16 protein-coding genes are annotated in these 19,464 nt (G+C 32.8%); 10 read left to right on the top strand and 6 right to left on the bottom strand.

The features are described from left to right. Positions 1-138: 138 nt before the first annotated feature. The 3 genes from AAYQ05_RS14570 to AAYQ05_RS14560 form a co-directional block, all read right to left on the bottom strand. Positions 139-1,449 carry a TolC family protein gene (locus AAYQ05_RS14570; RefSeq protein WP_343544184.1) on the bottom strand — a complete coding sequence of 437 codons (1,311 nt, stop codon included), beginning with the start codon at positions 1,447-1,449 and terminating at the stop codon, positions 139-141. Between the two features lie 37 nt (positions 1,450-1,486). Beyond that, on the bottom strand, positions 1,487-4,585 hold the full coding sequence (locus AAYQ05_RS14565) for an efflux RND transporter permease subunit (protein WP_343544183.1): 3,099 nt from the start codon (positions 4,583-4,585) through the stop codon (positions 1,487-1,489). Positions 4,586-4,693: 108 nt separating this feature from the next. Then, positions 4,694-5,752, bottom strand: coding sequence for an efflux RND transporter periplasmic adaptor subunit (locus AAYQ05_RS14560; protein WP_343544182.1), 1,059 nt, complete (start codon positions 5,750-5,752; stop codon positions 4,694-4,696). 464 nt (positions 5,753-6,216) lie between these two features. Between AAYQ05_RS14560 and AAYQ05_RS14555 the strand changes: the two genes are divergently transcribed. From AAYQ05_RS14555 to AAYQ05_RS14540, 4 genes are all read left to right on the top strand, one after another. Beyond that, positions 6,217-6,816, top strand: coding sequence for a TlpA family protein disulfide reductase (locus tag AAYQ05_RS14555; protein WP_343544181.1), 600 nt, complete (start codon positions 6,217-6,219; stop codon positions 6,814-6,816). A gap of 30 nt (positions 6,817-6,846) precedes the next feature. Next, complete coding sequence (locus AAYQ05_RS14550; RefSeq protein WP_343544180.1) at positions 6,847-7,701, top strand: histidine kinase; 855 nt, start codon at positions 6,847-6,849, stop codon at positions 7,699-7,701. A 66-nt stretch (positions 7,702-7,767) separates the two neighbouring features. Continuing rightward, positions 7,768-8,112 (top strand): hypothetical protein, encoded by a 345-nt coding sequence (locus tag AAYQ05_RS14545; RefSeq protein ID WP_343544179.1) that lies wholly within the window; start codon positions 7,768-7,770, stop codon positions 8,110-8,112. 57 nt (positions 8,113-8,169) lie between these two features. Then, entirely contained in the window at positions 8,170-8,775 is a 606-nt protein-coding gene (locus tag AAYQ05_RS14540; protein WP_343544178.1) for a PAS domain-containing protein, read from the top strand. A 258-nt stretch (positions 8,776-9,033) separates the two neighbouring features. On the opposite strand, the gene recG is transcribed toward AAYQ05_RS14540, so the two are convergent. After that, positions 9,034-11,142: an ATP-dependent DNA helicase RecG gene (recG, locus tag AAYQ05_RS14535; RefSeq protein ID WP_343544177.1), complete on the bottom strand. Its 2,109-nt coding sequence runs from the start codon at positions 11,140-11,142 to the stop codon at positions 9,034-9,036. 262 nt (positions 11,143-11,404) lie between these two features. Between recG and AAYQ05_RS14530 the strand changes: the two genes are divergently transcribed. The 4 genes from AAYQ05_RS14530 (at position 11,405) to AAYQ05_RS14515 (ending at position 14,711) form a co-directional block, all read left to right on the top strand. After that, positions 11,405-11,836, top strand: coding sequence for a hypothetical protein (locus tag AAYQ05_RS14530; RefSeq protein WP_343544176.1), 432 nt, complete (start codon positions 11,405-11,407; stop codon positions 11,834-11,836). 136 nt (positions 11,837-11,972) lie between these two features. Continuing rightward, positions 11,973-13,739, top strand: a complete 1,767-nt coding sequence (locus AAYQ05_RS14525; protein ID WP_343544175.1) for a hypothetical protein — start codon at positions 11,973-11,975, stop codon at positions 13,737-13,739. A gap of 31 nt (positions 13,740-13,770) precedes the next feature. Continuing rightward, on the top strand, positions 13,771-14,310 hold the full coding sequence (locus tag AAYQ05_RS14520) for a DUF1697 domain-containing protein (protein WP_343544174.1): 540 nt from the start codon (positions 13,771-13,773) through the stop codon (positions 14,308-14,310). After that, the gene (locus AAYQ05_RS14515; protein ID WP_343544173.1) at positions 14,310-14,711 is read left to right on the top strand and encodes a DUF4348 domain-containing protein; all 402 of its coding nucleotides are present in this window, start codon (positions 14,310-14,312) and stop codon (positions 14,709-14,711) included. Before AAYQ05_RS14520 ends, AAYQ05_RS14515 begins: the two co-directional genes overlap by 1 nt. 80 nt (positions 14,712-14,791) lie before the next feature. On the opposite strand, the gene AAYQ05_RS14510 is transcribed toward AAYQ05_RS14515, so the two are convergent. Next, positions 14,792-15,535 (bottom strand): Dph6-related ATP pyrophosphatase, encoded by a 744-nt coding sequence (locus AAYQ05_RS14510; RefSeq protein WP_343544172.1) that lies wholly within the window; start codon positions 15,533-15,535, stop codon positions 14,792-14,794. A 95-nt stretch (positions 15,536-15,630) separates the two neighbouring features. On the opposite strand from AAYQ05_RS14510, the gene AAYQ05_RS14505 reads away from it, so the two are divergent. Together AAYQ05_RS14505 and AAYQ05_RS14500 are read left to right on the top strand one after the other, a co-directional pair. Next, positions 15,631-17,691, top strand: coding sequence for a M1 family metallopeptidase (locus AAYQ05_RS14505; RefSeq protein WP_343544171.1), 2,061 nt, complete (start codon positions 15,631-15,633; stop codon positions 17,689-17,691). Positions 17,692-17,824: 133 nt separating this feature from the next. Further along, the gene (locus tag AAYQ05_RS14500; protein WP_343544170.1) at positions 17,825-18,733 is read left to right on the top strand and encodes a patatin-like phospholipase family protein; all 909 of its coding nucleotides are present in this window, start codon (positions 17,825-17,827) and stop codon (positions 18,731-18,733) included. A gap of 85 nt (positions 18,734-18,818) precedes the next feature. Here the strand turns inward: AAYQ05_RS14500 and AAYQ05_RS14495 are convergent, their stop codons facing one another. Next, a complete protein-coding gene (locus tag AAYQ05_RS14495; protein WP_343544169.1) occupies positions 18,819-19,343 on the bottom strand; it encodes a DUF7935 family protein in 525 nt (174 codons plus the stop codon). Between the last annotated feature and the right edge of the window lie 121 nt (positions 19,344-19,464).

The raw sequence follows: 19,464 nt of genomic DNA, 5'->3' as shown, positions 1-19,464 counted from the left end.
AATGTTTTCTTGAACAAGGCTTTGTAATACTTCGCACTTAGTAAAAAAAAATCTGCCGAATCTGCAAAATCTGCTAGAGAAAAATAGCTCGCAAATTTTGCAGATTTGGCAGATAATATTTGACTTTTAAAAGGGAAATTAAAAATTAATATTTCCCGCTAATTCTTTTAAGGCAATTTCAGATAATTTTGCTTCGTATTGCGCATTGCTGTAACGCACCTTTGCATTGACATAATTTAACTGAGCAGTTCTAAAATCGAGCGTTGTAATAGTTCCGATTTTAAATTTGTCTAATGTGATTTCCAAATTCTGTCTGGCAATAGCTTCATTATTTTCTTCTAAACCAATCAATTCCAAATTGGTTAAATACGTTTGAAAAGCAGTGCTTAATTGCGTATTTAAAATCGTGTTTTGCTGTTCTATGGCAATTTGTGAATTTTCGATTTGTAATTTGGCTACTTTTTCATTTCGATGCTGATTAAAACCATCAAATATGTTCATAGAAGCATTAAAACCATAATTCAAACCTTTTGAAGACGTTTCGCTGGTAAAACCTAAACTAGACTGGCTTTCAGAGAAATTATATCCCGAAGTTAATCTTAAAGTAGGATAACGGTCTGCTTTTACTTGTTTGAGCTGTAATTCGGCTATACGTTTATTGATAACCTGCGCTTCTAAACCTGGATTTTGTTTTTGAGCCAAATCCATTAAATCAGCCAAAACTAATTTATTGTCTACTTTCACTTCATCTGTAACCTTGAAATCAATTTTTGGATCGCGCGCTAAATATTGGTTCAATAAAATTTTGCCATTAGCATAAGATTCCTTTTGTCTTAACAAAGCCACTTGATCTGAATTTAAATCTACTTGAGCATTTAAAACTTCCAATTTTGAAGCCTTTCCGATACTGAAACGGTTTTTAGCCAAAGTTAGACGCTGGTTCGAAATTACGATTGTAGTATCTAATGCGGCCAATTGCTGCTGTTGTAATACTAAATCATAATAAGCAGAATTTACCTGAGCAATTTTCAGTAAAATAGTTCTTTTAAGTTCTGCATCGCCCAGTTTTTGAAGCTCTTTTAGCTGGTCTAGTTTGGCAAACATTTTCATTCCGTCAAAAACAGTCCATCCTAAACTTACGCCGTAATTTAAACTATTGTTTTTAGCATTATTCAAAGTGGTTGATGTACCATCCTGACGTACTTGTGTTGAATTCGTAAGGTTATTATTATCAACAATAGAGGCAGTTGCAGTTGGCAGCATTCCTGCATTTCCAATGGTAACGTTTGTTTCGTTTATTTTGGAATTGTTTTTGGCAATTTTAATCTCAAAATTATTTTCTAAAGCTATGGTCATAGCTTGTTCAATAGTAAGAACTTCCTGTGCTTTTGTCTGAATTGCACAAAAAAGCAGGATAAGTACTGTACAATATATTTTTTTGATATTCATATTCGTTTTCTTTAACCAGAAAGTATATTTCTGATTTTTATTTAATGCTTTCTCTTTCGTATTCGTCAATATGGTCAAACTCTGGATAATGCTTTCTTGCTCTTGACCACATAAAATATATTGCAGGAATTACAAAAAGCGTTAAAGCCAAAGAAAAGATAGTTCCTCCCACAATTACAACTCCCATACCAATTCTACTAGTCGATGCCGCACCAAGTGACAATGCAATTGGAAGCGCTCCTAATGCAATGGCTAAACTCGTCATTAAAATTGGACGTAAACGTGCTTCTGAAGCTTCTAAAATAGCTTCTAATTTAGGTTTTCCTTGTTCTCGTAACTGATTGGCAAATTCTACAATCAAAATACCGTTTTTGGTTACCAGACCAATTAGCATTACCGTACCAATCTGACTAAAAATATTCCAAGTCTGATTGAATAGCCATAGTGAGAATAAAGCTCCTGCTACTGCCATTGGTACCGTTAAAATGATGATAAATGGATCGATAAAACTTTCAAATTGTGCTGCCAGAATCAAGAAGATTAACAATAAAGCCAATCCGAAAGCGAAAGAAGTATTAGAACTACTTTCTACGAAATCTCGTGATTCTCCAGCTAAATCTGTAGTGAAACTTTCATCTAAAACTTTTGCTTTAATTCGGTCCATTTCTTCAATTCCGTCGCCCATACTTTTTCCTGGCGCTAAACCAGCAGAAACTGTTGCAGACATGTATCTGTTATTGTGGTATAATTGCGGCGGATTACTTTGTTCGTAAACATTTACTACGTTATCCATCTGGATTAATTCACCTTTTTTGTTTTTCACAAACATAGAAGTCAAATCCAAAGGTTTCGATCTGTCTTTTTGGTCAAATTGCCCAATTACCTGATATTGTTTTCCATTTTTAATAAAATAGCCAAAACGCTGTCCGCTTAAAGAAAGCTGCAAAGTTTGTGCTATGTCAAGAATTGAAATTCCTAAACTTTCTGCTTTTGCACGGTCAATGGTAACGTTGATTTCTGGTTTATTAAATTTCAAGTTTACATCTGTTGTAGAAAACACATCACTTTTACCTACTTCACTCATGAAAACAGGAATTTTTTCTCTTAACTTATCAAAGTTTGGAGCCTGAATAATGTATTGAATTGGTAAACCTCCACGTCTGTTTACTGCAATTGTTGGTTGTTGGGTTACAGAAGTTTTAGCATTCGGATATTGTTTTGTCCATTTAGTTAACTCCTCAGCGATTTCCTTTTGAGATTTCTTTCTTTCGTCAACATCTTTTAAAGTTAGCCTTACCAATCCGCTATTTACAGAGTTCGAACTAAATCCTGGCGAAGTAATAACCAAACTAACTTTTTTCTCCGGTATAGAGTCATCAATTAGCCGTGAAATCTCCTGCATAAATTTATCTGTATACTCATAAGATGAACCTTCTGGAGTAGTCATACGCATGGTTACGGAGCTTCGATCGTCGTAAGGAGCTGTTTCTTTTGGAAGGATAGTGAAAAATAAGTAGATCAGTCCGAAACAAGCAATTAGGATAGGGAAGCTAATCCATTTTCTATCCATGAATTTCGTTAAAGCTTCAGCATAACTGCTGTTCATTTTTTCGAAAAATGGTTCGGTTTTAATATAGAATTTCGATTTTTTCTGTTCGCCGCCTTTCATTAAATAAGCATTTAACATTGGCGTTAAAGTCAAGGATACAAAGGCAGAAATTAATACAGCAGCTCCAATTACGACCCCAAATTCTCTAAAGAGTCGTCCAACGAAACCTTCAAGAAAAATAACAGGTAAGAATACCGCCGCCAAGGTTACCGAAATCGAAATTACGGCATAGAAAATCTCATTAGAACCCTTAATAGCAGCTTCAATAGGCGACATTCCTTCTTCGACTTTTTTGAAGATGTTTTCGGTTACTACAATTCCGTCATCCACAACAAGACCAGTTGCCAAAACGATAGCTAATAAGGTTAAAACGTTGATAGAAAATCCAAAAAGCCACATGATAAAGAAAGTAGCAATCAAAGAAACTGGAATATCAATTAAAGGTCTGAAAGCAATTGCCCAGTCTCTAAAAAACAGATAAATAATAATGATAACGAGAATAATTGAAATTCCTAAAGTCTCAGCCACCTCAAGTACTGATTTCTTTACGAAAATGGTATTATCTAAAGCAATATTAAGTTTGATATCTTTTGGAAGATCTTTCTTTAAAGCTTCGTATTTTTTATAAAACTCAGCAGAAATATCCAAATAATTTGCTCCCGGCATCGGAACGATTGCAAGACCAATTAACGGAAGTCCAGATTGGCTTAATTTTGTTTCTAAGTTTTCTGGCCCTAATTCTGCTCCTCCAATATCACTTAAACGAACAATTTTGTCACCGTCTGTACGAATGATAATATTGTTGAATTCTTCAGGTTTAGAAAGGTTTCCAACTGTTTTTACTGTTAATTCGGTATTGTTTCCTGTAAGTTTTCCAGAAGGCAATTCGACATTTTGTGAATTTAATGCTGTACGTACATCTGAAACCGTACAGCCGTAAGCTGAAAGTTTTGCAGGATCGATCCACAAACGCATTGCGTAACGTTTTTGTCCCCAGATTTGTACAGCACTAACGCCCGGAATTGTTTCTAATCTTTGCGAAATAACGTTCTCTGCATAATCACTCAATTCTAAAGAACTTCTAGTGTCACTTTGTACAGTCATCGAAATAATTGCCTCACTATCTGCATCGGCTTTAGATACAACCGGCGGAGCATCAATGTCTTGCGGTAAACTTCTAATGGCTTGTGAAACTTTGTCACGAACATCGTTTGCCGCTTCTTCTAAATCTTTATCAAGATTAAATTCTATTGTAATGTTACTGCTTCCTTGGTTACTAGAAGAAGTAATGTTTCTGATTCCGTCGATTGCATTTACCGCTTTTTCAAGTGGTTCTGTAATTTGCGATTCAATAATGTCGGAATTGGCACCCGTATAATTGGTACGAATGGATACCTGCGCAGGGTCAATAGAAGGAAATTCTCTGACTCCTAAAAAAGTATAACCAATAAAACCGAATAAAATAATTAATAAATTCAGTACTATGGTTAAAACAGGTCTTTTTATACTTGTAGTTGATAAACTCATTTGTGATTTTAGATTTTAGATTGTCGATTTTAGATTTCAGATTTATCGCTAAATCTGGACTACCATCTTTAAATCTATATTCAAGTCTTATGACTTTTGGCTTTAGAACTATTTTATTTGAACTTTAATTGGAGCTTCATCTTTTAAAGACATGACACCACTTGTAATTAAAGTGTCTCCTGGTTTTAATCCTGATAAAATTAAAATAGAAGAATCAGTTCTTGTTGTTGCATCAACCATTACTTCTTTTGCCTGTCCGTTATTAGCAACAAAAACTTTTTTACCATCTTGAATTGGAATAATAGCTTGAGAAGGAACTACAATAGCGTCTTTAATAATATTTAAAGGTAATTTGATATCTGCGAAAGTTCCAGGGAAAAGTTTTCCATCAGCATTATCAGCAAGGGCACGAACCTGAAGTGTACGTGTTGCAACAGCAACTTCTGGTTCGATAGCATAAATTTTTCCATTATAAGTTTTGTCTGAACCAGAAACCTTAAAATCGATTATTGATCCTGATTTTACTTCTGCAGCATATTTTTCGGGTATAGAAAAAGTGATTTTTAATTTGCTAGTATTGACCAGTTTTGCTACTAAAACCGTTGGTGTAATGTAAGTTCCAGGAGAAATATTACGCAAACCAATTTTTCCTGAAAAAGGAGCTCTCACAGAAGTTTTAGAAATTTGCGCTCGAATTAATTGGCTTTGAGCCTGAGCAGAAGCAAGATCAGCTTTTGCAACATCTGCTTCTTCTTGGCTAATTGCCTCTTTTTGAAGCAGTAATTTTGCTCTTCTCGCATTCTCGGCAGCCAAATCTTCTCTTGTTAAAGCTTGTCTTAATTGTGCTTTTAACTCAATATCATTTACTTTCAAAAGTACTTGTCCTTTTGTTACATTAGAGCCTTCATTAAAAAATATTCCTTCTACAACACCTGAAACCTCGCTATGAATTTCAATTTGCTCATTTGCTTCAATAGATCCTGATAATGCTAGATTATTGTCAAAAGTGGTTGTTTTTATTACGATTCCATTAACAGTTGTTGGAGATTTTTTATCATTGAATTTTTTAGAGTCGTCGTTTTTGCCCTTGTTAGAAATAATTCTGTAGGTAATAAAGCCTCCAATTGTAATAATTAAAAGGGTGTAAATGAGGTGTTTTACTTTCATAAAATTGAGGTGAATATAGATTTTTTGGTTTCTGTTTTTAGTATGGTTACAAATTTAACTTTTTGCTATGAAATCGGAAGCTGTTGGCTTTTATTTAACATTTGTATGTACAAAGGTCTGTATTTAGACTAGCGGCAGGTAAAAAGGTTTAATTAAGGATTAATTTTTTTTTAAACTTTATCAAAATGACTAACTCTAGAATTGTACAAAGGCAGGCTATTTCTGCTTTGAGAGAAATTTTACGCAATTTGTCTGATTTTTTTTGCACTTTATCGATTTTATTTGTAACATTGATATGTTAAACAAAATGAGAAAATTTTTCACGAAAGCTAACGGTTGCGTTTGATTTTTGTGTTAAAATACGTATGCAGAAGTTGTTTTTTTTGGTTTTTGATTCTATATAATGAATAATTATATTAACAAGTGTTTATTGTTTGTTGTTGAATATTATAAAAAAATAATTTATGAAGAAAAAATTACTTCTAAGCTTATGGTTTACATTTTTACTTCTTTCAATTGGTTATCTGTTTTGGCAGAACGAGTTCCAGTACAGTCTTCCAACGCCAATTCCCAAAAATTATCATGCTGTTGCAATGGGGTCAAAAATAGAACTCGGTCCTTGCTGTGCATTTGATAATAAACCCATTTTTATTCATTTTTTTAATCCCGAATGCCCTTGTTCGCGGTTCAACGTACCGCATGTTAGTGATTTAATTAAAAAGTACGGAGATAGAATCAATTTTAAGATTGTAGTCTTAAACAAAAAGAAAAATTTTACTATTGATGAGATACAGCAGAAATTTGACGCTAAAATTCCTGTTTATTTTGATGAAGGAATAGCTAAGAAATGTGGTGTTTTTTCTACTCCTCAAGCAGTTTTGCTAGATCAGTCGCATGACTTGTATTACAGAGGAAATTACAATAAAACAAGATATTGTACAGATACTAAAAGCAATTATGCTCAAATGGCTATTGATTCTCTTTTAAGTAAAAAGTACAATCCTTCTTTTAATGCTCTAGCCCTTAGAGCTTACGGATGTTCATTACCAAAATGTACTAAATAACTAATTTCCAAAAACCTAAATCTTAACCCTATGAAAGCAAAAGCTAGCTTAAACGAACAAGATTATCTGCACAGTTTTATGTCTACTATGACACAAAAATCAGATACAATTATTAATTATGTACTTGCAGTATATTTCCTTTTGGGTATCGGACTGTCTTTTAAATACGATACTTTTGAAATTGGCGTTGGCGTCGGAACATTGAATCTTTTGCTGTACTACTCGGCAAAATTTTTCTTGAAAAACTCTAAATTTTATCAGTACGTTCTATCTGTTGTTTTGGCTATTTTTATGGCTCAGTACATTTACCAGATGCATGGTATGTTCGAAATGCATTTTACGGTATTTATTGCCAGTACTATTTTGATTATTTATCAGAACTGGAAGCTTCAAATTCCGCTTACTTTACTGGTTATATTGCATCACGCGGGATTGGCTTATTTGCAAAATTATATCTACAATGATGCCAACGGACTTCAGGTTTATTTTTCGCAGGTAAATTTTGATCTCGAAACCTTAATTATTCATACCGTTTTAGCGGCTGTAGTATTTTTTATGAACGGCTATTGGGCTTATTATTTTAAAGAGCATAGCGAAAATCATATTTCAAAAATTTCAGATGAATATGAATTAGAAAACATGAAACTGGCTTCGGCAAAATACAGTTCTATGTCGGCTACAAAAGATTACAATGATTTTATTCATAGAACGACTTTAGATTTGAAACTGCCTGTAAATTCAGTTTTAAAACTAATAGATGTTTCAAAAGGACATACAGATAATGATAAACTGCTTAGTTATCTTGAAATGATGAGAGAAAGCGCGAAAAAAATTGACGATTTAGTGAATGATATTCATGTAAAATCGACAACAAACAGAAACTAGTTTTTAAAACTAGAATTAAAACCAAGTCCCAAAGAAAACAATATTAATATTTTTTAAACCAGTTGTATGTTTAAGCATGATTTACCAACTGCAGTACCTACGCTGCATAATCTTAAAAGAATAATTGAAGATTTTTTGAATGAAAGCATAACATTAGATTCGATTGAAAAAATGGGGATTCAATCTGATTTTGAAATAGAAGTAAAGGAGATTTTCAAAAATTACCGAGCGAGTTCACATGTTTACGATCTTGATTTTCAATATAAAAAGCTAATTCAGATTATGAATGATATTCGACAGCTTAATCTTGCTGTTAATAATGAAATTCCAGAATGGCTTGAATGTGAATTAGAAACAGTTTTTCGTAAAATCAGAAATATTCTTCTTGTCTTAGAAATCGAGTCAAATTAAGGTTTAAGGATTCATTTTATACTTATTGAATTGTAAATTAATTTAAATGTAAAAGTTATGGATACCAGATTACACCGTCCAACACCTTCGGATAGAGAAGTGGACTGGAATAAGAATAAAGTATTGCTAAGTAAAACTGATAAAAAAGGGACCATTTTATATGCCAATGAAGACTTTATAGATGTTTCTGGTTATGATGAATTTGAGCTTGTCGGCCAGCCTCACAATATAGTTCGCCATCCGGATATGCCTAAAGTTATTTTTAAATTTTTATGGGACAGTATTAAATCCAGTGAAAATATTCATGTTATTATAAAAAATATGGCTAAAACTGGACGTTATTACTGGGTTGTAACCGATTTTAAAATAATCGCTGATACAGATGGTGAGATTGTAGGTTTCTTTGGTACAAGAAAGTCGGTTCCGAATGAGATTATTGTCAAATTTATTGAGCCTTTGTACAAGAAACTTTTGCAGATTGAAGAAACCAGCGGTATGCATGCTTCTGAAGAATATTTGGTAGGTTTTCTAGAAGAAAGAAAGAAAACGTACATGGAATATATTGATCATCTGATTGCAACGGGTAAAGACGATAAAAACAAAATTAGCAAAGGTTTATTCGGTGGCCTTTTTGAAAAGAAGAATGATGTGAAAAAGAAATAATCAGCGATATACTTCATTGTGTCCAGCAAAATATTCAACCCCTTTAAATTTGTCCCCCAACAAAACTAAATCACCTGAATGATAAATTAGGACGCAATGGAGTTTTTTTAAGCTTCTAAGGTGCTAAGCTTCTAAGATGCTAAGATTTTAAAGCCCAAAGATTTTAAACTTAAAATCTTTGGGCTTTTTTGGTATTCGAAAAAAGAGGCTAGGGTATAAACCTTAGAACCTTAGTATCTTAGAACCTTAGCGTCTTAGTTAACTAATATAATTCCAAATATTCTTTTTCTTAGTCAGCTCTATGAAGATGTTTCTTAAAATGGCATGTTCGGGTTTTTGAAGAGCTGAATCTTCTTTTAAGATTTTCATGGCGTAATTTCTGGCGAGAGATAAAATCTCTCTATCTTTTACGATATCTGCAATTTGCAGGTTCAAAACACCGCTTTGTTGTGTTCCCATTAAGTCGCCTGGACCACGAAGTTTTAAGTCTACTTCGGCGATTTCGAAACCATCGTTGGTTTGTACCATAGTCTCCATTCTCGTTTTACTGTCAGAGCTTAATTTATGTCCTGTCATTAAGATACAATAACTTTGCTCGGCGCCACGACCTACACGTCCGCGCAGCTGATGCAATTGAGAAAGACCAAATCTTTCGGCACTTTCTATAATCATTACGCTGGCGTTTGGAACGTTTACACCAACTTCAATTACGGTTGTCGCGACCATAATATTAGTTTTTCCTTCAGAGAAACGCTTCATTTCAGAATCTTTATCGGCTGGTTTCATTTTTCCGTGAAGAATTGAAATTGAATATTGAGGTAACGGAAAATCACGAGAAATACTTTCATAACCATCCATTAGATCTTTATAATCCATTTTTTCAGATTCCTGAATCAGCGGATAAACAATGTAAATCTGTCTACCTTTTGCAATTTCATCACGAAGAAATTTCCATACTTTCAAACGATTCGTATCATAACGATGTACGGTCTGAATTGGTTTTCTGCCCGGTGGTAATTCATCAATAACCGAAATATCTAAATCACCATATAAACTCATAGCCAAAGTTCTCGGAATAGGAGTGGCGGTCATCACTAAAACGTGTGGTGGAATATCGTTTTTCTTCCACAATTTAGATCTTTGTTCCACACCAAAGCGATGCTGCTCATCAATTACAGCCAAACCTAAATTCTGAAATTGCACTTTATCTTCCAGTAAAGCATGAGTTCCAATTAGAATTTTAAGTTCGCCGCTTTCTAATTCTTCATGAATAATTTTTCTTTCAGAAGTTTTGGTAGAACCCGTTAATATTCGAATATTGATATTTAAGGTTTTAGCAAATTCAGATAATCCAAGAAAATGCTGATTGGCCAAGATTTCTGTTGGCGCCATCAAACATGCCTGAAAACCATTGTCGATAGCCAAAAGCATGCTCATAAAAGCTACGATTGTTTTTCCAGAACCTACGTCTCCTTGAAGCAGACGATTCATTTGAGCGTTGCTTCCCATATCGGTTCTGATTTCTTTAATTACTCTTTTTTGAGCATTTGTTAAATCAAAAGGCAGATGATTTTTATAAAATTCATTAAAAAGTTCGCCCACTTTATCAAATGGATGTCCTTTTATTTTATGTTTTCTAATGAGGTTTTTAGTAATTAATTGGAGCTGAATAAAGAACAATTCTTCAAATTTTAAACGGAATTGTGCTTTCGCTAAAATTTCAGCGCTTTTTGGAAAATGAATATTGAATAATGCAGCACGTTTTGGAATCAGCTTTAATTCTTCGATTAAAAATGGCGGAAAAGTTTCAGTAAACAACGCTTGCGTTTCCAAGAAAAGCTGTTCCATTAATTTATTAATGGTTCGGTTTGAAATACCTTTATTAGCTAAAGCTTCTGTCGAAGGATAAACTGGCTGCATTGCCGAGCGTAAACTTCTTTCGTGTTCGCTTAACAATTCAATTTCCGGATGCGCCATACTAAACTGGCTTCCATACAGCGAACATTTTCCAAAAATCACTAATGGTTCATTGAGTTTTAAACTTTCGCGAATCCATTTATGGCCTTGAAACCAGTTTAAGTCAATTTGCCCAGTATCATCAACAAAAGAAGCTACAAGACGTTTTTTGTTTTTAGCAAATTCAACGGTTTTAATGTTGATTATCTTGCCAATAATCTGAACTTCAGAACCCGTATTCTGCAATTCATTAATCTTATAATAACGCGTTCTGTCAATATATCGATTCGGAAAAAGATTGACTAAATCTCCATATTTATGAATGCCCAATTCCTTGCGAAGCAGCTGTCCACGGCTTGGGCCAACACCTTTTAAGTATTCAATTGGAGTTTCAAAAAGATTATTAGACATTCGAAGATTTAGATTTTATAGAAGAGCTAAGAATAAAAGAGTCCGGAACCAAGAAGAAAGACAAAGTATATTCTATTTTCTTTCTTTTTGATTCTTTATTTCTTTAAAAAGCGAAGATAGATTTTAATTAGGAATTTTGAAAATGAATTATTGTTTTCAAGTGTTTGAATATTAATTTATCATTAATTTCTTAAGTTTAGACGCAACCATTTTAAGAAAGTAAAATCTTAATAATAGTAATTAACCATCAAAAACTTTAAAAATGAAAAAAATTGGACTTTTAATTGTAATGTTTATTTCGCTTGTTTCTTGTTCTAATGATGACAATGACAATAAACCAACCGAAAGTTATCACGGAAAATGGACTCTTACATCAATGGGTAACAGTAATCCCGCAGTAAATTCGGTAGATATTTTAGAATGGGAGGAATCGTATACTTTTAATTCTAATAATACATTCTCTAAAACAAGAAAGAGAGATGGTAAAATTACAACCATTTCAGGAACTTATTCTGTAGTAAAAACTACAGATCAAATTCAGTTTGAACTAAATTATACTGCAGAGAGTGATATAGTAGCATCTTGTACTTCCAAGACAAAAGAAAACTTATATATCATTAATAGTTTCGGAAATTTGTATGGAACGTGGAGTTTGTGCGATGGCCCAAGACTAGTATATGAGAAAAAGAAATAATTTTTTGAATGCTTACTAATTCAGATAATTTGGAGACTCCGTTTATAACGGAGTTTTTTATTTAACGTCAGTATTGTTTTAATAAAAAAGATAATTACTAGATTTGTTTTTACTGTTTAAAATATAAGCCTCCGTTATGATTAAAGAAGAAAAAGTTCCTTTTGGAACAATGGTATTTTCTGGAATTACTTTTAAAGTAATTAACCGACATGAAGCGCATAATATCATTGGTGATCTTACCGATTTCAACAATCAGAAAATCTATAATGTTTTTGAAGATACATGGCGTTTTCCTGATTACGAAGAAAATCCGATATTTCTGTTAGCAGAAAATGATGTCGAAATGGATTTGTTTGAGATGGATTTCAGTACCGAAGAACATCCTAATGTTTTTATTTTAGGCTTTATTTTTAAAGGAAATCTAACGGTTTCAAAATTGATCAGTTCTTTTGATACTGATAATTCTCCGGCTTTAATTGTTTTAGGAAAAACTACGACTGTTAACATTAATCTGTTCGGAAGTGTTCATTATTTAGGTGGTGGTTTGCAATGCGACACGCTTGCTGGCGAATACAATCACGGAGAACTTTTTGTAAAAGGAGATCTTACTGCTTGGCTAATTTACACTGATGATATGCTGTTTCATTTTGAGCGTTTTACAGACGTTCAGGCAATTATAAGTGCGAGCAGACCTGATGTGCTAATTTGCAGTAATGTGCAAGATACTGACGGATCTATTATTACCGTTGAGAATTATCTGCCTTCAACTCATAAATTATCAGATATTGTAGAAGATTCTTTTGTTGAAAATTCAGATTATAATGAAGAAATATTAGGCAATAATTATCTGGAAATCTTTAAAGAAGGGCTTTCAATCTTACATTACGATAAAAAAGAAAAGTATATGTATGCCGATTTTCGTAATCAGTTTATTAATATGATTGAAGTTTTATCTGAAAATGAAGAACTGAAAGAAAATGGTAAGATTGTAAGGCATATCTCAGGAACAACTTATCTGTTTATTACTTTTGATTATGAAGGGAAAAAATACAGTCAGATTTCAGAAGAAATCTCGAATGGCTTTAATATCAGAATGCGTGCTTTATGGTGTCATGAAGATGCCGAAATTATGATTATTCTGGAATATCTCGATGAAACTGGAGATCCAAAATACCAATGGATGAATGACGAAAATGCTCCAGGAATTGAATTTTTCTGCGTAAAAAATGCTGTAATGAAAACTTTTGAAATATTGACGGCTGAAGTTGTTGAGGAGGATGACGAAGAAAATGAAACAGAATATGCTGATTATGATAATAGGTTTTCATTGGAAGAATATGCTTCTCAATTTGGCAATTACAAACTGCCAGAAGATTTAGTGAAATTGTATGAATTCGAGCAGGAATATGGCGTAGAAACGTATTCGGAATGTTTTGGACTTACCATAACTGAAGATAAAACAGGTATAAAAACATGGTCTAAAGAAGAAGAATTTTATAATAGTTTTATTGAGTTTGCAGGTGCAAACGGTTCAGGAAGTTCGTATTCATATTGGCTTATTGATGAAGATTTGAATAATTGTCCAATTGTAGTTTTTGGAGACGAAGGCGGAGTTCATATTGTGGCAGAAAACACTAAGAAATTGATTCAGCTTCTGACTCTTGACACTGAAATTTCTGTTGACTTTGATAAAGCGTATTTTTATCAAGATGAAGAATATTATGAAGAAAGTGAAAATAAGGAAGAGTTTCGTGAATGGGTCAAAGAAGAGTTTAACTTGACAGCAATTGATTCTAACGACGATGCAGACGAAATTGTAGAAGAGGCACAAAGAAAGTACAAACAAAAGTTTAACGACTTTTTAGTAAAGTTTGGTATTGAAATCAGTGAAGAAGATGAATAGTGTTTTTATCTTTGCATAAAAATTATAAAAAATGAAAACACATTTAGCGCTTTTACGCGGAATCAATGTTTCTGGGCATAATATGATGAAAATGGAAGCTTTGAAAGCAATGCTGGAAAATCTTGGTTTTCAAAACGTAAGAACGTATTTGCAATCTGGAAATGTTTTTGTAGATAGCGAAGAAGAAGCTTCAAAAGTTGGGTTTATGATCAAACAGGAAATATTCAAGGTTTTTGGTCATGAAGTTCCAGTTGTTATGATTACCAAAGAAAATTTAGAGTCGTGTTTTGTTAATAATGCATTCTTGAAAGAAAAAGATGCTGACCTGAAAAAACTATATGTTGCTTTTGTTTCAACAACTCTAAAAAAAGAAAACATAAACGATTTAAAGATAAGTCAGTTTAAGCCAGACGAAGCGAGTATTGACGAAAACAGAATTTTCATTAAATATGCTGTTGGTGCCGGAAAAACTCGTTTTGACCAAAAATATATCGAGAAAAAATTGAATGTAATAGCAACAATTCGAAACTGGAACACAGTTACGAACTTGCTTAAAATGTATGAAGAATAATGAAAAGGTATTTCGTATTAGTTTTTGTTCTAACAATGGCTTTAAATACTGCTGTTTTTGCTCAAAACGCAAAAACAGCTCCCGAAGATTTCAATACTTTTTTTAGTAAATTCAATGCTGATCCGAAGTTTCAAGTGAGCAGAGTGATTTTTCCTCTAAAATACAGAGCAAATAATGACGATCTCGAATTGGTAGATTATACGCAGACAAAAGAGAATTACAAAGTGCTTACTTTGAATAGAAAAGGAGACGAAAAATATTTAAAAAGAACTTTATCGATAAAGAAAAGCAAAGTCACTCTTGAAGAGCGTGGACTAGATAATGGAATATATATTGATTATATCTTCGAATTAAAAGATGGTAAGTGGTTCTTGAAAACTTGGGTTGATCAATCAACTTAATCTCGAATCCATTTTTGCATAGCTGGAAAAGTCATTTTTTGTTCTTTTTTGGCTTTATGAATTTAAATAAAAATTTCATTTTACTTTTTAATTAAATCACAATACCAGAATCCAAAATCGAAGGCAGTTTCATCATTAGTATCGCAGGCTGTATTGGATGAATCTTTTTTTTGTGGCTTCTCATATTTTCTATAGACAATTTCGCCAATTTCAAAATCAATAGGTTTTGAGAATATTGGACCATCAAACGTAAAGGTGTGAAATTCGCCATTTTCTCCGCAGACATCAACATTTTCAGGCAAATTATTTATAAAATCCTGATCGATTATTCTGCCAACAAAACTTTTATCCAGATACTTTTCGTTTACACAAACCACAATTGTTTTAAATCCAAGCGAAATGAATTCTTGAATTAAATCATGAGTTGGGATTTTCCAAATCGGAAAAACGCCTTTTAATCCGATTTTTGCTAATTGATTTTCACGATATTGGCGTAAATCTTCCAGAAAAATATCTCCAAAAATAGAATGTGTTATACCTTTTTGCTTTAGTTCGGTTAGCGTTTCGGTCATCACTTGTTCATATACTTCCATTGTCGGCATTTCGGGTACTTCCAGAATTTTTAATGGAATTCCGATATTTTCGGCCTGTTCTTGTAATAATTCAACCCGAATTCCGTGCATCGAAATTCGCTGATATTGTTGGTTTACGCTTGTCAGCAAACATTCAATTTGAAAATCATTATTTTGTAATGTTTTATATAAGGCAAGAGCAGAATCTTTTCCGCTGCTCCAGTTAAATAAGGCTTTTTGAGGTGTAGACACGATTTGGCTGTTTTATATGGTAAACTTACAAAATTCGTTCTATTTGTAAAGGAAACCTTTGTAACTTTGGGATTTTGCCTTTAAAATCCGTTTCAATGAAATACATTTTTTTATTATTCACCAGTTTTCTTTTTGCACAGCAAACTCAATATGTTGACTTTAAATCGGTTTCTGGACAACTATCATTAAATCCAAAAGACAAACTAGTTTCTGGAACTGTCGATTTTCAATTTGAGATTTTAAAAGATTGTGATACTATTTCGCTTGACGCTAAAAACATGGGGTTCTCGAATGTAAAAATTAATGATAATGAAATCATGTTTATCAATACTAATAAGGAGTTAAAATTGGTGTTCCCGTTTAAAAAAGGGCAGAATCATTTGAGTTTTAATTATACAGCAAAGCCAAAACAGGCATTGTATTTTGTTGATATGGATGATGACGAAATACAAATCTGGACACAAGGACAGGGGAGATATACAAGCAATTGGTTTCCAAGTTTTGATGATGTAAATGAAAAATTGATTTTCAATTTAGGAATTTCATATGATAAAGATTATCAAGTAGTTTCTAACGGAGTTTTAAAAGAAAAGTCAACAAACGGAAATCTGAATCACTGGCAGTTTGAAATGGAAAAACCAATGAGTTCGTATCTATTAATGTTGGCTATTGGGAAATTTGATAAAAAAGAATTTAAATCCAAAAGCAGAGTTCCATTAGAATATTATTATGAACCCAAAGATGCAGATCGTTTTGAGTCAACTTACCGATATTCTAAAAGAATTTTTGATTTCCTTGAAAGAGAAATTGGCGTAAAATATCCTTGGAAAATCAACAGACAAATTCCGGTAAGAGACTTTTTGTATGCTGGAATGGAAAACACCACTTCAACTCTTTTTGCAACGCGTTATGTAGTAGATTCAATAGGTTTTTGTGACCGAAATTATACCAATGTCGATGCGCATGAATTAGCGCATCATTGGTTTGGAGATCTTATTACTGCCGAAAGCAGTACGCATCATTGGCTTCAAGAAGGGTTTGCAACCTATTTTGCTTTGCTGGCAGAGAAAGATATTTATGGAGAAGATTATTTTTACTCCAAATTATACGATACAGCACAGCAGATTAAATTTGCTTCTCGTACAGACACGATTCCCGTTTTAAATGCAAAAGCGAGTTCTCTTACCTTTTACGAAAAAGGTGCTTGGGCATTATTTGTTTTGCATGAATCTATTGGAGATAAAGCCTTCAAAAAAGCAATAAAAAATTATTTAATTAAATATGCTTATCAAACGGTAAGCACACAGAATTTCTTCGACGAAATAAAAAAAGTTTCCGATTTTGATCTGGATAAGTTTCAGAAAACTTGGTTGGAATCGACAGCTTTTGATACACCGACTGCAAATGCATTATTGAGCAAAAACAAAACAATTCAAAAGCGATTGGAAATTGATAAATTGAAAAAAACGCCTTTAGCCGGAAAAACAGGTATTTTAAAAAGCACTTTAGAATCAGATGTGTATCAATCTGTGAAAGAAGCTGTTGTTGATCAATTGGAAAATGAGAAATATGAAGACAAAAAAGCTCTTTTGCTTTTGGCAATGCAGACTAATAACATCAAAGTACGTCAGAATCTGGCAGGTTCTTTGACTAAAATTCCAGAAGATTTTAGAGTAAATTATGAAACTCTTTTGGATGATAAATCGTATCAGACGCAGGAAATAGCGCTTTATTGGTTGTGGAGAAATTTTCCCGATCATAGAACAGAATATTTGGATAAATCAAAAAACTGGATCGGCTTCAATGATTATAATCTAAGAACTTTGTGGCTTTCTCTTGCTTTGTCTACACCAAATTATTCTAATGAAAAAGATGTTTTGGTAAATGAACTGATTGCATTTTCATCAACAAAATACGAAGCTACAACTAGGCAAAATGCGTTAGAAAAACTGATTGCTTTTAAAATTATTAACGATCAGGTTTTGAGTAATTTAGTTGGTGCAACTACGCATCATATGTGGCAGTTTTCAAAATTTGGTAGAGATACAATAAGACTTCTGTTAAAAAATCCTGAAATGCGTGCTTCTTTTAATAGAATTTTACCTAATTTGACACCCGATGAACAGTTCCAGTTGAATCGTTTGTTGAAAGAGTAAATTAGAGTGGAAAGTAGGAAGAAGCAAGAAGCAAGATTAACAGAAAAGGATTTTAAAAATAATCTTGGTTCTTGCTTCTTTTCTCTATACCCTCTAAAAAAAATATCCCAAAATAAAACCTACATTACAATTTATGAGAGCATTGGTTATTTCAGGAGGTGGCAGTAAAGGCGCTTTTGCTGGTGGTGTTGCCCAGTATTTAATAGAAGAGAAAAAACATGAATACGATTTGTTTATAGGAACTTCTACAGGAAGTTTATTGATTCCGCATTTAGCTCTCGGTCATATTAAAAAAATTCATTCTGTTTATACCAATGTAACGATGTCGAGCATTTTTAATATTTGTCCGTTTGTAGTGAAAAATAAGGATGGCGTTGATATTGTGACTATTAATCACTTTAATGTATTACGTCAGTTCTTTAAAGGGAAACGTACTTTTGGAGAAAGTAAAGGACTGAGAAAATATATCCAGAATAATTTTTCTCTTTCAGATTTTAATAAACTCAAAAAGCTTAAAACCGACGTTATTGTTACGGTGACCAATTTTACTAAAAACGAATCTGAATATAAATTGGTAAAAGACTGTACTTACGAAGAATTTTGCGAATGGTCTTGGATATCGAGTAATTATGTTCCTTTTATGAGTTTGGTCGAAAAAAACAACTGTGAATATGGTGATGGCGGATTTTCAAGCTTAGTTCCAATTCGTGAAGCAATTAACAGAGGTGCTACAGAAATAGATGTAATTGTGCTTGAAACAGAGGTAAATACAACAAAAACTGTAATTGGTAAAAATCCGTTTTCATTAATGATCGATTTATTTCGAATCGCTTTGGATCAAGTAGAAAAACATGATATTGCTATAGGAAAACTTATGGCAAATAATAAAAATGTAAAACTAAATTTATATTACACCCCTATAAAATTAACCGATAATGCCTTGATTTTTAATAAGGAGGTAATGAAAGAATGGTGGCAGCAAGGTTACGAGTATGCTCAGAATAAGTCTGAAGCAATGAGTGATAATAAGATATTGATTTAAGATTTTAGATTACAGATTTTAGATTACAGATTTTAGATTGCAGATTTTAGATTGGATGTTCTAAATCTAAAATCTGCAATATTATTTAGTACCAAAGTTCTGCAACTTCAGACTTTATAAAACTCAAAGCGGCGTTACTTGGCGATTGCTTTTCTAATAAATCATTTAAGATTACTTCGCGAAGTTTATCCGCATTGTCCACTTTATCGCTCATAGCAGCTTTACGAATCATTTGGATTGTTGCATTTTTAGCAGTTGCAATGATAGTCCAACACTCTTCAGACATATATATTTGCTGAGTTAAATTATGTTCGAATTCCTGCTCAATTAGGTCAATTAAGTAATTTTCGTAATCATTTTTGTTTTGCGAAATAGGAGCAATTCTAATTAACAATTTTGTCAAATTAATACGTTCTAAAAATAAAGTCATACGCTCGTATGCTTGTAGACGTACAGGAAGAGATTCTTTATGAGCTTGTTTGTTAAGTAAAAAAGCACGTTTTCTATCGTTGTTTTTAATGTGTAGCTCAAAGAAACGATAAGCTACAACTCCTGTAACTAAGGCTGGTAAAGTATAACTAGCAAGTTCTATTATTTTGTTGAAATCCATTGAAATAATTTTTAAGCAAAAATATACTTTTTGGTTAAAAATCAACTTTAAATTTGTGGTAATAAACAAAAAGGAAGCCGTATTTTTGCAGCTTGTTTTTTATTGCGACCGAAATATATTC

Origin of the sequence: Flavobacterium movens, assembly GCF_039581425.1 — a bacterium.
Taxonomy (GTDB): Bacteria; Bacteroidota; Bacteroidia; order Flavobacteriales; family Flavobacteriaceae; genus Flavobacterium; species Flavobacterium luteolum.
This window is presented reverse-complemented; position numbering and strand designations above follow the sequence as displayed.

Bases quoted from the DNA above. Each gene is read 5' to 3' on its own strand.
- AAYQ05_RS14545 (WP_343544179.1), top strand. From the start codon at position 7,768: ATGTTTAAGCATGATTTACCAACTGCAGTACCTACGCTGCATAATCTT.
- AAYQ05_RS14500 (WP_343544170.1), top strand. From the start codon at position 17,825: ATGAGAGCATTGGTTATTTCAGGAGGTGGCAGTAAAGGCGCTTTTGCT.
- AAYQ05_RS14525 (WP_343544175.1), top strand. From the start codon at position 11,973: ATGATTAAAGAAGAAAAAGTTCCTTTTGGAACAATGGTATTTTCTGGA.
- AAYQ05_RS14550 (WP_343544180.1), top strand. From the start codon at position 6,847: ATGAAAGCAAAAGCTAGCTTAAACGAACAAGATTATCTGCACAGTTTT.
- AAYQ05_RS14555 (WP_343544181.1), top strand. From the start codon at position 6,217: ATGAAGAAAAAATTACTTCTAAGCTTATGGTTTACATTTTTACTTCTT.
- AAYQ05_RS14530 (WP_343544176.1), top strand. From the start codon at position 11,405: ATGAAAAAAATTGGACTTTTAATTGTAATGTTTATTTCGCTTGTTTCT.
- recG (WP_343544177.1), bottom strand. From the start codon at position 11,142: ATGTCTAATAATCTTTTTGAAACTCCAATTGAATACTTAAAAGGTGTT.
- AAYQ05_RS14560 (WP_343544182.1), bottom strand. From the start codon at position 5,752: ATGAAAGTAAAACACCTCATTTACACCCTTTTAATTATTACAATTGGA.
- AAYQ05_RS14520 (WP_343544174.1), top strand. From the start codon at position 13,771: ATGAAAACACATTTAGCGCTTTTACGCGGAATCAATGTTTCTGGGCAT.
- AAYQ05_RS14505 (WP_343544171.1), top strand. From the start codon at position 15,631: ATGAAATACATTTTTTTATTATTCACCAGTTTTCTTTTTGCACAGCAA.
- AAYQ05_RS14570 (WP_343544184.1), bottom strand. From the start codon at position 1,449: ATGAATATCAAAAAAATATATTGTACAGTACTTATCCTGCTTTTTTGT.
- AAYQ05_RS14565 (WP_343544183.1), bottom strand. From the start codon at position 4,585: ATGAGTTTATCAACTACAAGTATAAAAAGACCTGTTTTAACCATAGTA.
- AAYQ05_RS14515 (WP_343544173.1), top strand. From the start codon at position 14,310: ATGAAAAGGTATTTCGTATTAGTTTTTGTTCTAACAATGGCTTTAAAT.
- AAYQ05_RS14540 (WP_343544178.1), top strand. From the start codon at position 8,170: ATGGATACCAGATTACACCGTCCAACACCTTCGGATAGAGAAGTGGAC.
- AAYQ05_RS14495 (WP_343544169.1), bottom strand. From the start codon at position 19,343: ATGGATTTCAACAAAATAATAGAACTTGCTAGTTATACTTTACCAGCC.